This is a genomic window from Streptomyces sp. PCS3-D2 (genome assembly GCF_000612545.2).
Taxonomy (GTDB): domain Bacteria; phylum Actinomycetota; class Actinomycetes; order Streptomycetales; family Streptomycetaceae; genus Streptomyces.
Window position 1 is genome coordinate 3,798,548 of record NZ_CP097800.1, and the last position, 14,446, is coordinate 3,812,993.

The 14,446-nt window shown below is 71.8% G+C and carries 14 protein-coding genes and 1 pseudogene; 5 read left to right on the forward strand and 10 right to left on the reverse strand.

Going from position 1 to position 14,446, the window contains the following annotated elements; all coding sequences use genetic code 11:
- The first annotated feature begins 44 nt into the window (after window positions 1-44).
- Window positions 45-2,075, forward strand: coding sequence for a Stk1 family PASTA domain-containing Ser/Thr kinase (gene pknB, locus AW27_RS16540; RefSeq protein ID WP_037920504.1), 2,031 nt, complete (start codon window positions 45-47; stop codon window positions 2,073-2,075).
- A gap of 224 nt (window positions 2,076-2,299) precedes the next feature.
- Here pknB and AW27_RS16545 read toward each other — a convergent pair whose 3' ends face one another.
- From AW27_RS16545 to AW27_RS16570, 6 genes and pseudogenes are all read right to left on the reverse strand, one after another.
- Window positions 2,300-3,025, reverse strand: a complete 726-nt coding sequence (locus tag AW27_RS16545; RefSeq protein ID WP_037920500.1) for a class E sortase — start codon at window positions 3,023-3,025, stop codon at window positions 2,300-2,302.
- 14 nt (window positions 3,026-3,039) lie between these two features.
- Window positions 3,040-3,717: pseudogene (locus AW27_RS16550) on the reverse strand (class E sortase); the annotation flags it as partial.
- 155 nt (window positions 3,718-3,872) lie between these two features.
- The gene (locus tag AW27_RS16555) at window positions 3,873-4,511 is read right to left on the reverse strand and encodes an aminodeoxychorismate/anthranilate synthase component II (RefSeq protein WP_037920495.1); all 639 of its coding nucleotides are present in this window, start codon (window positions 4,509-4,511) and stop codon (window positions 3,873-3,875) included.
- A complete protein-coding gene (locus tag AW27_RS16560; protein ID WP_037920490.1) occupies window positions 4,508-4,684 on the reverse strand; it encodes a hypothetical protein in 177 nt (58 codons plus the stop codon). The genes AW27_RS16555 and AW27_RS16560 overlap by 4 nt, the downstream gene beginning before the upstream one ends.
- Window positions 4,685-4,773: 89 nt before the next feature.
- Complete coding sequence (locus AW27_RS16565) at window positions 4,774-5,535, reverse strand: class E sortase (protein WP_078556282.1); 762 nt, start codon at window positions 5,533-5,535, stop codon at window positions 4,774-4,776.
- Window positions 5,507-6,280, reverse strand: a complete 774-nt coding sequence (locus AW27_RS16570) for a DUF881 domain-containing protein (protein WP_037920487.1) — start codon at window positions 6,278-6,280, stop codon at window positions 5,507-5,509. Before AW27_RS16570 ends, AW27_RS16565 begins: the two co-directional genes overlap by 29 nt.
- Window positions 6,281-6,371: 91 nt before the next feature.
- Here AW27_RS16570 and crgA point away from each other — a divergent pair, with 91 nt between their 5' ends.
- The gene (gene crgA / locus AW27_RS16575; RefSeq protein WP_030762414.1) at window positions 6,372-6,626 is read left to right on the forward strand and encodes a cell division protein CrgA; all 255 of its coding nucleotides are present in this window, start codon (window positions 6,372-6,374) and stop codon (window positions 6,624-6,626) included.
- Between the two features lie 115 nt (window positions 6,627-6,741).
- Here the strand turns inward: crgA and AW27_RS16580 are convergent, their stop codons facing one another.
- Window positions 6,742-7,617, reverse strand: a complete 876-nt coding sequence (locus AW27_RS16580; protein WP_037920485.1) for a rhomboid family intramembrane serine protease — start codon at window positions 7,615-7,617, stop codon at window positions 6,742-6,744.
- Between the two features lie 133 nt (window positions 7,618-7,750).
- Window positions 7,751-8,278 (reverse strand): peptidylprolyl isomerase, encoded by a 528-nt coding sequence (locus tag AW27_RS16585; RefSeq protein ID WP_037920482.1) that lies wholly within the window; start codon window positions 8,276-8,278, stop codon window positions 7,751-7,753.
- A 147-nt stretch (window positions 8,279-8,425) separates the two neighbouring features.
- On the opposite strand from AW27_RS16585, the gene AW27_RS16590 reads away from it, so the two are divergent.
- Window positions 8,426-9,142, forward strand: coding sequence for a DUF5324 family protein (locus AW27_RS16590; RefSeq protein WP_052030353.1), 717 nt, complete (start codon window positions 8,426-8,428; stop codon window positions 9,140-9,142).
- A 65-nt stretch (window positions 9,143-9,207) separates the two neighbouring features.
- Here AW27_RS16590 and AW27_RS16595 read toward each other — a convergent pair whose 3' ends face one another.
- Window positions 9,208-9,756 carry a LysM peptidoglycan-binding domain-containing protein gene (locus AW27_RS16595; RefSeq protein WP_157840212.1) on the reverse strand — a complete coding sequence of 183 codons (549 nt, stop codon included), beginning with the start codon at window positions 9,754-9,756 and terminating at the stop codon, window positions 9,208-9,210.
- 191 nt (window positions 9,757-9,947) lie between these two features.
- On the opposite strand from AW27_RS16595, the gene AW27_RS16600 reads away from it, so the two are divergent.
- Both AW27_RS16600 and AW27_RS16605 read left to right on the forward strand, forming a co-directional pair.
- Window positions 9,948-10,850: an ATP-grasp domain-containing protein gene (locus AW27_RS16600; RefSeq protein ID WP_037920477.1), complete on the forward strand. Its 903-nt coding sequence runs from the start codon at window positions 9,948-9,950 to the stop codon at window positions 10,848-10,850.
- A 90-nt stretch (window positions 10,851-10,940) separates the two neighbouring features.
- Window positions 10,941-11,105: a hypothetical protein gene (locus AW27_RS16605; RefSeq protein ID WP_157840211.1), complete on the forward strand. Its 165-nt coding sequence runs from the start codon at window positions 10,941-10,943 to the stop codon at window positions 11,103-11,105.
- Window positions 11,106-11,177: 72 nt separating this feature from the next.
- Here AW27_RS16605 and AW27_RS16610 read toward each other — a convergent pair whose 3' ends face one another.
- Window positions 11,178-14,225, reverse strand: coding sequence for an AfsR/SARP family transcriptional regulator (locus AW27_RS16610; RefSeq protein WP_236647593.1), 3,048 nt, complete (start codon window positions 14,223-14,225; stop codon window positions 11,178-11,180).
- Window positions 14,226-14,446 lie beyond the last annotated feature (221 nt).

Genomic DNA, 14,446 nt, shown 5'->3' on the forward strand with positions numbered 1-14,446 from the left:
CACACACAGGTGCGGTCGGGACTGACGGAGAGGGCTGCAACGTTATGGAAGAGCCGCGTCGCCTCGGCGGCCGGTACGAGCTGAGCCACGTGCTCGGCCGCGGTGGCATGGCAGAGGTCTACCTCGCCCACGACACCCGGCTCGGCCGTACCGTCGCCGTCAAGACCCTGCGTGCCGACCTCGCCCGCGACCCGTCCTTCCAGGCCCGGTTCCGGCGCGAGGCCCAGTCGGCCGCGTCGCTGAACCACCCGGCGATCGTCGCCGTGTACGACACCGGCGAGGACTACGTCGACAACATCTCCATCCCGTACATCGTGATGGAGTACGTCGACGGTTCCACGCTGCGCGAGCTGCTGCATTCGGGCCGCAAGCTGCTTCCTGAGCGCACGCTGGAGATGTGCATCGGCATCCTCCAGGCCCTGGAGTACTCGCACCGCGCCGGCATCGTGCACCGTGACATCAAGCCCGCCAACGTGATGCTGACCCGCACCGGCCAGGTCAAGGTCATGGACTTCGGCATCGCCCGCGCCATGGGCGACTCGGGCATGACCATGACACAGACGGCGGCCGTGATCGGCACCGCCCAGTACCTCTCCCCGGAGCAGGCCAAGGGCGAGCAGGTCGACGCGCGCTCCGACCTGTACTCCGCGGGCTGCCTCCTCTACGAGCTGCTCTGCGTGCGGCCCCCGTTCGTCGGCGACTCCCCGGTGGCCGTCGCCTACCAGCACGTGCGGGAGGAGCCGCAGCCCCCGTCGAACTTCGACCCCGAGATCACGCCCGAGATGGACGCCATCGTCCTCAAGGCACTGGTCAAGGACCCCGACTACCGCTACCAGTCGGCCGACGAGATGCGGGCCGACATCGAGGCCTGCCTCGACGGCCAGCCCGTCGCCGCCACCGCCGCCATGGGCGCGGCCGGCTACGGCTACCCGCACGACCAGGGCCACGGCTACGGCCCGCAGGGCTACGACCAGCCCACCACCGCCCTGCGCACCGCCGACCCCGGCGCCCAGACGTCGATGATGCCGCCCATGCCACCGGGTGACGGCGGCTACGGCTATGGCGACCAGGGCTACGACCAGGGTCCGAACCGCCGCCAGAGCCAGAAGAAGAGCAGGGCGTCCACCGTCCTGCTCGTGGCGGCCGGCATCCTCGTCCTGGTCGGCGCGATCCTCATCGGCCGCTCCCTGTTCGGGGACACCGCCGACAACCGGCCCAACGTGCCCAAGCTCATCGGCCAGACCCTGGAACAGGCGACCAAGAGCGGCGAGAACTCCAAGCTCAAGGTGGTCAAGGGCGGCGAAGCGCCCTGCGAGGACCAGCCCAAGGGCAACGTCTGCAAGCAGGACCCGGAGCCCGCCACCAAGGTCGAAGAGGGCTCCACGGTCACGGTGACCATCTCCTCGGGCGCCCCGAAGATCTCCGTCCTCGACGTGCTCAACATGAAGTACGAGGAGGCCGAGAAGGCGCTGAAGGACAAGGGCTTCCAGGTCGACCGCAAGACGCAGGAGTCCAACCGCACCCCGGGGACCGTCCTGGAGCAGAACCCGAAGGCCGGTTCCGAGGCCGAGAAGAACAGCGTGATCACGCTGACGGTGGCCAAGGAGCCGTCCAAGTCCGAGGTCCCCGACCTCACGGGCAAGACCAAGGACGAGGCGGAGAAGGCCCTCAAGGCGGTCAACCTGCGGCTCGGCAGCGTCACGGAGTCCGACCAGCCGGGAGCCGCTCCGGGCACGGTCATCGGCCAGCAGTTCGCGGCGGGCCAGGAGCTCGAACAGAACAAGGCCGTGGGCATCACCATCGCCAAGGCCTCGCAGGCGACGGTCGTCCCGAACTTCTCCGGCCGGACCCTGGGCCAGTACAAGAACGACCTGCAGCGAGCCAACCTGCGGCTTGGCATCGTCGCCGGCCCGTCGGACGACAACGCGCTCGTGGTGAGCACCAGCCCGGAGCCCGGTACCCCCGGCGCGTCGGGACAGGCCGTCAACGTGGCCACGATCGCCGGACAGCAGGACGGCGGGAACAACAACGGCGGTCTCTTCGGAGGCCTGACCGGTGGCGGAGGCCGCCGCTAGGCGCGGCCCCTCGGCCGCCGGTCCGGCGACCAGGTCCGTGTGAAAAGGTCCGGCCCCTCTCGGATACGAGAGGGGCCGGACCTTTTCGCACGCCCACACCCCCGGCGGCGACAGACGGGCGTCTGCGGGCCTGTCCGGGGCCTCTGGGATTCCTGGGACTCCCTGGAACTCCCGGGGCTCCCGCGGGGCCCTCCAGGCCCTCTGGGGGCCGTGCAGGCCCCGGCTCAGCGCAGCTCCGCCGGGGGCGTGCGCCGGGCGTCGACCTTCTCCGTCCGGACCAGCTCGCCCCACACGATGTACCGGTACTTCGAGGTGTAGACCGGGGTGCAGGTGGTGAGCGTGATGTACCGGCCCGGAGCGGTCTTGCCGGACTCCTTGGGGACCGCGTTGATCACGTCGGTGTTGTACTTCGAGGTCTGGCGCAGCTCTGCGAAAACCCGGTAGACGTACCAGGTGTCCCGGGTCTCGAAGACGACCGCGTCGCCGTTCTTCACCTTGTCGATGTTGTGGAACTTCGCCCCGTGCCCGTCGCGGTGCGCGGCCAGCGAGAAGTTCCCCTTCTCGTCCCACGGCAGCGCCGACTTCACGGGATCCGTGTAGTACCCGGCCACGCCGTCGTCGAGGATGTCCGGCGCCGTGCCCGCCTTGACGAGCACCTCGCCGTTCCGCATCGCCGGCACGTGCAGGAAGCCGACTCCGCCCCGGGTGTCGAGCGCACCCGGTCCGGCCTGCTCGGGGGCCGGGTTCAGCCACTGCTGCCGGATCTCGTTCCCGCGCGCGGCGGCCTGCCGGTCCGCGAGGACGTTCGTCCACCACAGCGAGTAGGCCACGAACAGCCCCAGCACCAGGCCCGCCGTGATGAGAACCTCGCCCAGCAGGCTCAGGAACCCGGCGAGCACACTGCGGCTGCCGGCGGGCGGGGCCGCGGCACGGCGGCTGGCACGAGACACTGCGTGATTCTTCCTTAGCTGGTCAGCGCGGGCGGCGGGCCCTGGCTGCGCGGTCGTTCGTCGGTCATCCTGCCCCATACGATCATCCGGTAGGTGCTGGTGAACTCCGGGGTGCAGGTGGTCAGCGTGATGTACCGGCCCTCGGAGGTGAAGCCGGAGCCCTCCGGCACGGGTTTGATCACTCCGATGTTCGTCGGCGGTGTCTGCGCGAGCGACGAGGTCATCTCGTACGTGTAGTAGGCGTCCCGGGTCTCGACCACGACGGGGTCCCCGGGCACCAGCCGGTTGATGTAGCGGAACGGCTCGCCGTGGGTGTTGCGGTGTCCGGCCACCGCGAAGTTGCCCTGCTTGTCGGCCGGCATCGCGGTCTTCAGCGCGCCCTCGCCGTAGTGCCCGACCATGCCCCGGTCCAGGACCTTCGGCTTGCTGATGCCCTCGGCCACCGGGACCTTCACGTCCAGCTTGGGGATGTGGAGGATGGCGAAGCCCTGGCCCGGCTCGAAGGCCGTCACCGGCGGGGCCGTCCCGCCGCCGTCCGGTTGCCGCTCCCAGGTCTGCAGCAGCGAGCCTGCGGCGCCGTTCGCCGTCCGCTCCGCCACCACGTTCGTGTACCAGAGCTGATAGGCGACGAACAGCAGCATCACCAGGCCCGCCGTGATGAAGAGCTCCCCGCCCAGCCGGCTCGCGATGACCACCGGGCCGCCCGACGCCGGCCGCTTGCGCCGCCGTCCGCCCCGCCGCCGTCCGCCCCGCCGCCGGGTGTTCCCGGCGGCCCGTTTCGCGGCCTCCTGAGCTGCCCTGCGTCGCGCGGCCCGGCCCTCCGTGGGCGCGGACGGCGCGACCGTCGTCACGCGACGGCCTTGCCCACCACCGGGGCCAGCCCCACCGAGCGCTCCACCGCGCCGGCGTCACCGCACCGGACCAGCCAGTTCGCGAGCATCCGGTGGCCCCATTCGGTCAGCACCGACTCGGGGTGGAACTGCACGCCCTCGACGTCGTGCTCCCGGTGGCGCAGGCCCATGATGATCCCGTCCTCGGTCCGCGCCGTGACCTCCAGCACGTCGGGCAGGGTCGCGGGCTCGGCCGCGAGGGAGTGGTACCGGGTCGCGGTGAAGGGCGAGGGCAGTCCCTCGAAGACGCCGAGCCCGCCGTGCACCACGGGCGAGGTCTTGCCGTGCAGCAGCTCCGGGGCCCGGCCCACCACGCCTCCGTAGGCCACCGCCATCGACTGCATGCCCAGGCACACGCCGAAGACGGGGACGCCGGTGCCGGCGCAGTGCCGGACCATGTCGACGCAGACGCCGGCCTGCTCGGGCGTGCCCGGTCCGGGGGAGAGCAGCACCCCGTCGAAGCCGTCCTGCGCGTGTGCGAGGGCGACCTCGTCGTTGCGCAGGACCTCGCACTGGGCTCCCAGCTGGTAGAGGTACTGGACCAGGTTGAAGACGAAGCTGTCGTAGTTGTCCACGACCAGAATGCGTGCGCTCACGGACTGGCTCCCGATCCCTCGTCCACCGTCACATCGTTGAACGGAAGGAGTGGCTCGGCCCACGGGAAGACGTACTGGAACAGCACGAAGACCACGGCGAGGACCAGTACGAGGGAGATCAGGGCGCGCACCCACGCGTTGCCCGGCAGATGCCGCCAGATCCAGCCGTACATGCCGCCTGATTCCTTTTCGTCCATATTCGTTCAACGCACCGCGGGGGCGGTACGCGAACAGACTAAAGGCAGCGGCCCGGCGGAGAGGGTCACCTGGACGAACCCCCCGGCCCGCTCTGCGCCGCGGGGTGCGTTCCGGTCAGTTCCGCCCAGACCACCAGCCGGTGGCTGTGTCCCCACTCGGGGTCGCAGGTGGTCAGCGTCAGGTACCGGCCCGGCGCCGTGAAGGGGGACCCGCCGGGGACCGGGTCGACCACTCCGACGTCGGTGGGCAGGATGCGCAGGGGCCCGGCCCGGATCGTGTACGTGTACCGGGTGCCCGCGTCCTTGAGGATCACCTCGTCCCCCGGGCGCAGCTTCGGGAAGTCCTTGAAGGGGTCTCCCCAGGTGCGGCGGTGGCCGGCCACGGAGAAGTTCCCGACGGCCCCGAGGGGGGCGGTGGCGGTGTAGTGGCCCAGGCCCTTCTTCAGCAGCTCGGGGTCCGTGCCCTCCAGGACCGGCCGGACCCAGTCCGGGCCGAAGCGCGGTACGTACATCTCGGCGAAGGCCCGGCCCGCGGGGTGGCGGGGCGGGGGCTCGGCTGCGGTGGACTCCGGCGGCAGCGGGGCGGCCCCGGGCGCGGCGGCCGGCGCCGCCCGCGGTGCGCCGGCCGCCCAGCTGTCGCGCAGCCGGGCCATCTCGCCGGCCGCGGCCCGGTCCGCGGTGACCCCGGTCCACAGCAGGACGTAGGCGACGAAGAGCACGATCAGCGCGCCGGCCGTCAGGCACGCCTCGCTGAACGTCCGTACCGCCAGCCGCAGTACGGCGTCGGAACGGACCCGGTCACGGGGTGGCGCCCACCGGCTTCGCATAGTGGAGGTCCACTGTGCCGGAGTAGGCGGGAAGTGTCAGCGCCTTGTGCTCGTCCACTTTCCAGCCCAGGCCGTAGGCGTTCACGTACGCCTGGTAGTTCTGCAGGGCCGGGGAGGCGGCGAGGGCCTTCTTGAGCGCCGCCGGGTCGCCGACGGCGGAGATCTTGTACGGGGGCGAGTAGACGCGGCCCTGGAGGATCAGGGTGTTGCCCACACAGCGCACCGCGCTGGTGGAGATGAGCCGCTGGTCCATGACCTGGATGCCCTGGGCGCCGCCCTGCCACAGGGCGTTCACCACGGCCTGGAGGTCCTGCTGGTGGATCACCAGGTCGTTGGGCTGCGGCTCGGGCACGTTGGGAATGCGGGCGGTGGCGTTGGGAGGGGCGTCGTTGAGGGTGACGGTCAGGCCCTTGCCGGAGAGCTCCTCGGTGCCCGAGGCGGCCCGCAGGGCGGCCAGCTCGGCGTCCTGTGCCCGGCTGCTGCCGTTGTCGCGGGCGGCGAGGGCGTCCACGCGGCGGCGGGCCGCTCCGGTGCTCTCCTCCAGCTCCGCGTTGTCCTGGCTGCGCTCCTCGATGAGATCGGACAGTTTCAGGAGGGAGGCGTCCGTCCGGATGTTCGTACCCTTGGAAGTGTTGAAACTGGTGACGAAGAGCAGCCCGGCCAGGGCGAAGACGGCGGCCGTCAGCAACCGGACCGGCCTGGCCCGGCGGCGGGTACCCGCGGAGGAGTCGTCTGAATTGCTCAACGTACCCTTCTCCTTCAACGCCACAGGTCCACTACGCTAACGGACGCCCGGGGCAGGCAAGGTCCCCAGCGCATCGACAGGAGAGCCCCTCGTGCCGAAGTCACGTATCCGCAAGAAGGACGACTACACCCCGCCGCCCACGCGGCAGCCGCAGAGCATCCGGTTGACGAACCGCAGCTGGGTGGCCCCGGTCATGCTGGCGTTCTTCCTGATCGGTCTCGCGTGGATCGTCGTCTTCTACGTGACCGAGACCCAGCTGCCGGTCGAGGCGCTGGGCAACTGGAACATCGTGGTCGGGTTCGGCTTCATCGCGGCGGGATTCGGCGTTTCCACGCAGTGGAAGTAGCACCCGGCCGTCCCTGACGGAAGCTCTCCCCAGGAGTTATCCACAGCGTCATCCACAGCTGAGGAAAAGGCAGAAGATCTGTGGATAACTCTGTGGAGAGTTGACGCCGGTGTGATCAGGTGAGTTCCGCCGTACGGAGCATGATCAGCGCTGCTGCCAGCAGGAACACCGCCGCACAGGTGCCCCACTGGACGAGTGCGCGATGCCGGGCGGCGGTCGGCGTGAGCATGCCGAGCCCGACCAGCGCGCCGGTGACCAGACCGCCCACGTGGGCCTGCCAGGACACGTTGAGGGCACCGCCGAAGGGGAAGAAGGTCAGCACCAGCATCAGCACGACCATGACGATCACCGGCCGCATCTCGTACCGCAGCCTCCGCACCAGCACCACCGTGGCGCCGAGCAGGCCGAAGACCGCCCCGGAGGCGCCGAGGGTCGGGGTGTTCGGCGGGGTCAGCAGGTAGACGAGGACGCTGCCGCCCAGGCCCGAGAGCAGGTAGACGGCGAGGTAGCGGGCGCGGCCCAGGGCCGCCTCCAGAGGGCCTCCGATCACCCACAGGCCGATCATGTTGCCGGTGATGTGCCACCACTCGACGTGCAGGAACACCGAGGTCAGCAGCCGGTGGTACTGGCCGGTGGAGACCCCTTCCAACGGAGCGCCGAAGTACTCGACGTAGCGGCCGAGCAGTTCGAGCTGGATCACGATCGCGGGTGCTGCGAGGCCGGCGAGGAACACCGCCGCGTTGATCCCGATGAGGATCTTGGTGACCAGGTGGGGATCGTCGGCGACCACCCCGCCCGCGAGGGTGCGCGGCGCGTTCGCGGCGGGCCGGTGCCCGGTCCCGGAGCCCTCGCGTACGCACTCGGGGCACTGGAAGCCCACCGAGGCGCTGATCATGCACTCGGGGCAGATGGGGCGCTCGCAGCGGGTGCAGCTGATCCCCGTGTCGCGGTCCGGGTGGCGGTAGCAGCCCGGCAGACGGTCGGTGTCCATCGGTCCCCTCGGTCGGCGGCAGGGCAGGCGGTGCGACCCCGCCGGTCCGGTACGTATCCGGTTCCGGTACGTATCCAGGACGGACGGGCGGGGCGGAAAGGTTCCCGGGGGCCTGGCGGAGCGGGCGGAGGGGTCAGCGCTTCTCGACGACGACGGACTTGATGATCACGTCGTCCAGCGGCCGCTCGGTGCGCGGGTTGGTGGCACTGGCGGCGATGGCGTCCACGACCTTGCGGCTCGCCGGGTCGGCGACCTCGCCGAAGATGGTGTGCTTGCGCGTCAGCCAGGCGGTCGGGGCGACGGTGATGAAGAACTGCGAGCCGTTGGTGCCCGGGCCGGCGTTGGCCATGGCGAGCAGGTAGGGCTTGGTGAAGGCCAGATCGGGGTGGAACTCGTCCGCGAAGGCGTAGCCCGGGCCGCCGGTTCCGTTGCCGAGCGGGTCGCCGCCCTGGATCATGAAGCCGCTGATGACGCGGTGGAAGACGGTGCCGTCGTAGAGCGGGTCGGTGGTCTTCTGGCCGTCCGTGGGACGGGTCCACTCGCGGGCGCCCGTGGCGAGCTCGACGAAGTTCCGAACGGTCTTCGGAGCGAAGTTCTCCAGCAGCTCGATCTCGATGTCGCCGCGGGTGGTCTTCAGGGTGGCGTAGAGCTTCTCGGCCACGGATCTGCCTTCCATAGTCATCACTGTCGGTCCAGATGGTCGCACGGAGCGCTCCGCGGCACTGAAATCGTCCACCCGTATGCCCTGTCGCGCATGCCGCTCGGCGCTGTGGCAGGCATGATCCGACAAAGGGTGGAAAGGTGAACTGTGTCCGCCACCGAGGAGGAGGATCCCGTGACCGGCAAGGACAGCGCGCGCCTGGCAGCCGAGAGCGCCAGGGAGAGCGTGCGGTACGCGGCTGAAATGGTGGCGCCGTACGCGGAATCCGCCAGGGACGCTGCGGTGCACTACGCGCACGAGGCCAACGAACGGCTGACGCCGATGATGTCCCAGGCTGCCACCGGCGCGGCGCGCCAGGCCCGGATGACCTACGACTGCCATCTGCACCCGCGGCTGAAGGCGGCGCGGGCGCACGTGCCGCCGCCCGTGGACCGGGCTGCGACGAAGGCGGTCCACCAGACGCTGCTGGCGGCCCGTCAGGCGGCCGACTACACGCAGCCGAAGATCGAGAGCGCGATCGCAGCCGCCACGCCCGTGGCCGAGGAGGCCGCGTCGCGTTCGACGGCCGCCCTGGCGGCGCTGCGCGGCCAGGTGACCGCCAAGGAAGTGCAACGGCTGGTACGCAAGCACGAGCGGGCACGGCGCCGCGGCAAGGTGCTGCGCGGAGCCGCGCTCGTCGGCCTGGTCGCCGCCGGCGCATACCTGGCGTGGCGGTGGTGGGACCAGCAGTCGAACCCGGACTGGCTGGTCGAGCCGCCCGCGGCGACCGAGCTGTCGGACCGCGATGCCGCACCGGCGAGCTTCGACGACGAGCTGGCGGAGAAGGAGCGCGAGGCGGGGTCGGGAACCGACCCGCTCGCGTAGCGGCTTCGCGCGGAAGGGGCGGCGGCCGGACCCGAGGGTCCGGCCGCCGCCCCTTCCGCGCGTGCTCAGGTGGGGAGGGTCAGGACCATGCCCGGGCTGACGCGGTCCGGGGTGTCTCCGATGACGCCCCGGTTCATCGCGTAGAGCTCGCGCCAGCGGGCCTCGTTGCCGAGCTCACGGTGGGCGATCCCGGCCAGCGAGTCACCGGCCCGGACGGTGTACGTGCGGTGCCCGGCCGAGACGGGAGGCCTGGCCACCGGAGCCGCGGGCACCGCCTTGTGCGCGGCCGAGTGCGGTGTGGGGGTGTGCGCGGCGCCGCGCGCCGTCGAGAGCGGCGCAGGCTTCGGCCTCGTGGCCGGCCTGGGGGCGGCCGGCACGGCCTTGTGGGCCGCCGAAGCGGGCGTGGGGGTCGCGGGGGTCGCGGGGGAGGGCCGGGCGGGCGCGGCCGCCGCCATGCGTTCGGCGGCGGCCTTGGTGGCCGCCGCGGCGTCGGCCGCCGAGCCCGCCGGGGGCCGCGCCGCCGGGTCCGGCTGCTGGACCACCTGTTCCCGTGCCTTCGCGGCCGCCTCGTCGGCCTTGTGCCTGTCGGACTTCAGGAAGTCGAAGAGTCCCATGTGCATACGCCTCCGGCGTGCTGGTCCCCCCTGGTTCGGTGCCCTTCCCCACTGTCTGCCACCCGGCGCCGGCCGGCCCCGTGGCGGGGCCGTCCGGGGGACGTGGGCCCCCGCACCCCCATGGGAACACGTCGGGAAGGAAGCGGGAAAGCACGCCGCGAACATCGTGGGACACGATGGAGGAGAATTCTGTGATCATCAAACAGGCCGCGGAGCGGGTCGTACTGGTCGGGCCCGGGCCCGGGCTCCTGGACGCCGCGGTCACGGCGGGTTTGGACGTCTGGGTGGTGTCGGACACCGGCTCCGGCCCCCCGCACCCGCAGCCCCCCGCCGGCCTGCCCGCGCACCAGCTCCTGCGGGTCGACTTCGCAGACCCGCTCGCGCTGCGGGACGTGCTGGCGCGTGCGGTCGCCGAGCACGGCATCGGCCACGTCCTGTACCTCGCGAGCGACCTGGAGAGGGGGCTCGGGAGCGGCGCCGCCGCCGCCGAGGACCTGCTGCGGGAACTGTCGCCGGCGGTCGGGCAGCCGACGGGCCGGCTGCCCGACGCGGTGGCGATCCGGCGCATCCTCAACCAGAGCCGGACCTCCGCGGTCCGCGCGGAAGAGGCCCGTTCCATCGCCGAGGCGCGCACCCTGGCCGAGGACTTCCCCCTTCCGGTGGTCATCAAGTCAGCTGACAAGGCGGGCTGTTGGTGGACCGTACCGGTGCACGACCGCTCCGGACTCGACCAGTGGGCCGAACGGGCCGTCACCGCACGGCATTCCGCCCCCTACCTCGTCGAGGAGCTCCTGACGGGAGCCAAGTTCCAGGTGGAAACGCTCACGGTGGACGGCATGCACCTGGTCGCCGGGATCACTCCGGAGGGGAACGCGGCGCCACTGCCCGACGGCGAGCAGGCGGGCGTTCGCGCGACCGTGCGCGCCCTGCTCGACCTGGCCGGGTACGAACGGGGCACCACGAGGACGGACGTGCTGGTCGGAGCCAGGGGATCGCGGATCGCGGCGGCCACCGAACCCGACCGGGAACGGACCGGGAACGGCCGTTCCCGCCCGGCCGTCACGAGCGGTATCGAGAGGGGAACGGACCGGTAATCGCCTCGACGAGTCTTTGTCCTGTCGAGAGCGGCCACCGCACCACACGGGAACCGCGCACCGGGCACCACACACCAGGGGGTTCAGAACATGCGCAGCAAGCTGGTCGGACTGATCGGGATCATCGCGGCGGCCCTGGTGATCGGCACCGGCGTGACGGTCGGTACGGCGGACGCCGGCCAGCCCTCCGGGTACGAGGTGCTCGCGGACGACCGGGGTCCCGGCCTCCCCTCCCCGGGCCCCACCGGCAAGTGACCGGCCTGTAGCGCACGAGACGGAAGTGCCCCGCACCACACATCCCGGTGCGGGGCACTTCCACGTGCGGGGTCAGTAGGCCCTGCGATGCGCCGGCAAATCCATGAAGTCGAACAACTCCTCGGCGGCCGCCCGGTATTCGGCCGACGCCGCGGAATCGCCGAACACCTCGGCCGCATGGGCGAGGCCGACGAGCGCGAAGGCCTCCTCGGCCCGGAAGCTCATCGACGAGGCGATCGTGCGGGCATGGGAGTGCATCGCCATGGCCGCCTCGTGTTCCCCCCATCTCATGTGCAGCTGGCCGACGATGTTCTCGACCTTGGCGAGCCGGATCGGTGCTCCGCTCGCCCGCCCGAGGACCAGCGCCCGCTCGGCGAACGTCCGGGCCTGCGAGGTGTCGCCCCGTTCCATGGCGACCCGGGCGGACAGCGCGAACACCAGGGCGACGTCGCCCGGCGACCGGGTCTCGTCGCACAGGTCGCGGGCCCGCTTCAGGCCCGCGTCCGCGTCCGCGTACTCGCCGAGGCCCACCTGGGCGAAGGCCAGATCGGTCAGGGCCATGATCTCGTTGCCCCGGCCGTGGGCGATCTCCAGCGCCTCACGGGCTGCGTCGGCCGCCTCCGGATAGCGTCCCCACCGCTCGTACAGGGTGCTGAGGATGGTCAGCGTCTCGGCGGCCGTCGCGGGGCCGCTCAGCTCCTTGGCCAGGCGGACGGCCCGCTCCAGGATGGGCAGGGCCTCCGCGTACCGCCCGAGCATCGTCATCAGCAGCCCGATGGTCGACTCGCTGTGCCCCTCGGTGTGCCGGTCCCCGGCGCGGATCGCCGTGTCGCGCGCCTCCGTGGCGACCTCCAGTCCTTCCTCGAACCGCCCCAGCTTCCAGCAGGCGGCTCCCAGGTTGGACAGGCTGATGCCGAGGAGCGAGAGGTCGTCGAGCCGCCGGGAGGCGGCCACCGCGAGATGCCCGACGCTCCAGAACGCGTCGAGCTGCCCCTGTGCGTACAGGTGGAAGCCGACGTTTCGGCTCAGGCAGGCCGCGTACCGGTCGTGACCGGACCGCTCGGCGAGGGCCACCGCCGCGAGCAGTCCCGCCTGCTCGCGGACGAACCAGTTCAGGGCCTGCTCGGCATCCCTGAAGCCGGGCCGTTCGCCCTCGTACGGCGCGATGCCGCTCGGCCTGCGCTCACGGCCCGGGAACAGCACCTCGCAGGCCGCGTCCGAGGCCGTCATGTAGTAGCTGAGCAGCCGCTCGACCGCCGCCGCGTCGTCGTCCGCCGTCGCCGGACCCCGCAGGCTCTGGGCGAAACTGCGCACCAGATCGTGGAAGGTGTAGAGACCGATGTCGGGCTGACGCACCAGGTGGACGTCGAGCAGGAACTCCAGCGCGTCCTCGGCGTCACGGACCGACGTCCCCAGGAGCGCGGCCGCCGAGTAGACGTCGGTGCCCGCGCACGGGTACAGGCTGAGGATGCGGAACGCGGTCCGGTACTCCTCGTCCATGGCCAGGTAGGACAGGCGCAGGGTTGCCGCCACGCTGCGCTCGCCCGAGCTCAGCTCGTCCATCCGGCGCGTCTCGTCGCGCAGCCGCTCGACCAGGTACCGCACCGTCCAGCGCGGCCTGTTGCGCAGCCGGGCCGTCGCGATGCGCAGGGCGAGCGGCAGGTGGCCGCAGAGCCGGGCCAGTTCGGCGGACGCCTCGGGCTCGGCCGCCACCCTGGCCTCGCCGAGCGTCTCGGTCATCAGGCTGGTGCTGTCCTCGGGCTCCATCATCCCGATGGACACCCACTCGACGCCGTCGAGGTCGAGGAGCCGGCCGCGGCTCGTGATCAGCGTCAGGCTGCCGGGCGAGACCGGCAGGAGCGGCCGGATCTGCGCGGCGTCGACGGCGTTGTCGAGCAGCAGCAGCATCCGCCGCCCGTCCAGCTTCGTCCGCCACAGTGCGCTGCGCCCCTCCAGGTCCTCCGGGATGCGGTCGCCCGGGGTGCCCAGGGTGCGCAGGAGGCTGTCGAGGGCGGCGGCGGCCGACACCGGCTTGCCGCCGGGAGTGAATCCGTGCAGGTCGATGTGGAGCTGCCCGTCGGGGTACCGGTCGGCCAGCTGGTGGGCGGCCCGCACCGCGAGGGTGGTCTTGCCCATGCCGCCCATGCCGTCGACGGCGACGACGCGGGCGTACCGGTCGCCGCCCCGGCCGCTGCCCCGGGCGTAGTCGAACAGCTCGGCCAGTTCGCGGGTGCGGCCCGTGAAGTCCGGCAGGTCGTAGGGCAGCGTGCACGGGGCGTCCCCGGAGGTGGCCGCGGCGTGCGGCGGCGCCTGCGGCTGTCCGGGAACCCGCTCCGCCGGGGCCTGCGGCCCGACGGCGGGTACGGGGACCGGGAAGGCCGGTTCCGGTGCCGCCGCCGGTGCGGGACCATCCGGTTCGGGCACCGCGCCGGCTGGTGCCGCGGGCTCGGCGGCCGGGCGTTCCGGAGCGGCCAGTTCGGGGCTGTCCCGCAGGATCGCCTCGTACAACCTGGCCAGCCGCGGGCCCGGATCGATCCCGAGCTCGTCCACGAGCAGCTCGCGGACCTCCCCGTACTCCTTGAGCGCCTCCGCCTGCCGCCCCGACCGGTAGAGGGCCAGCATCAGCTGCCCGCGGAGCGTCTCCCGCAGCGGGTGCTGCGTGATCAGCGCGCGCAGGCCGGAGATGAGATCGCCGGACTCCCCCAGGGCGAGGCTGAGGTCGAAGAACTGGTCCGCCGCGGCCAGCCTGCGCTCTTCCAGCGCGGTCGCCGCGGCTTCGATCACCCGGCCGCCCGTACCGGACAGGACCGAGCCCCGCCACAGCGCGAGGGCGCTCCGCAGCGCCTCGGCGGCCGCCGGGCGGCGACCCTCCCGCAGGGCCTGGCCGGCCTTCCCGGTCAGCGCGTCGAACTCCAGGAGGTCAACCTGGTCGTCCGTCACCACCGCCCGGTAGCCGGGCCCGTCGGTCGCGATCACCTCGGTGCCGGCCGGTATGCGCCTGCGCAGGTCCGCGACGGCCTTGCGCACCTGGTGCGCGGCGGTCACCGGCGGGTCCTGCTCCCAGGTCGCCTCGACGAGCCGGGCGACCGGCACCACCCGGCCGGATTCCAGCAGCAGCATGCAGAGGACGCGTTCCTGAATCGCTCCCCCCAGCCTCAGCCGCGCCTGTCCGAACCACCCCTCAAGGGATCCGAGCACGTTGAACCGCAGCAGAGTCCCCCCTGCCCCGTCCGTTGGTCTCTCACCTGACTCCGCATCCGCCCCAGGCATGGGACATCCACCCCCCTCAACAGACCCCTGGCCAGGCCATGTCAACCGGATCATAGGGGTTACTCCTCGCT

Coding starts and splice junctions, on each gene's coding strand:
- AW27_RS16605 (WP_157840211.1), top strand. CDS start 10,941: ATGCGCAGCAAGCTGGTCGGACTGATCGGGATCATCGCGGCGGCCCTG.
- AW27_RS16595 (WP_157840212.1), bottom strand. CDS start 9,756: ATGGGACTCTTCGACTTCCTGAAGTCCGACAGGCACAAGGCCGACGAG.
- AW27_RS16565 (WP_078556282.1), bottom strand. CDS start 5,535: ATGCGAAGCCGGTGGGCGCCACCCCGTGACCGGGTCCGTTCCGACGCC.
- AW27_RS16560 (WP_037920490.1), bottom strand. CDS start 4,684: ATGTACGGCTGGATCTGGCGGCATCTGCCGGGCAACGCGTGGGTGCGC.
- AW27_RS16580 (WP_037920485.1), bottom strand. CDS start 7,617: ATGGACACCGACCGTCTGCCGGGCTGCTACCGCCACCCGGACCGCGAC.
- pknB (WP_037920504.1), top strand. CDS start 45: ATGGAAGAGCCGCGTCGCCTCGGCGGCCGGTACGAGCTGAGCCACGTG.
- AW27_RS16610 (WP_236647593.1), bottom strand. CDS start 14,225: ATGCTGCTGCTGGAATCCGGCCGGGTGGTGCCGGTCGCCCGGCTCGTC.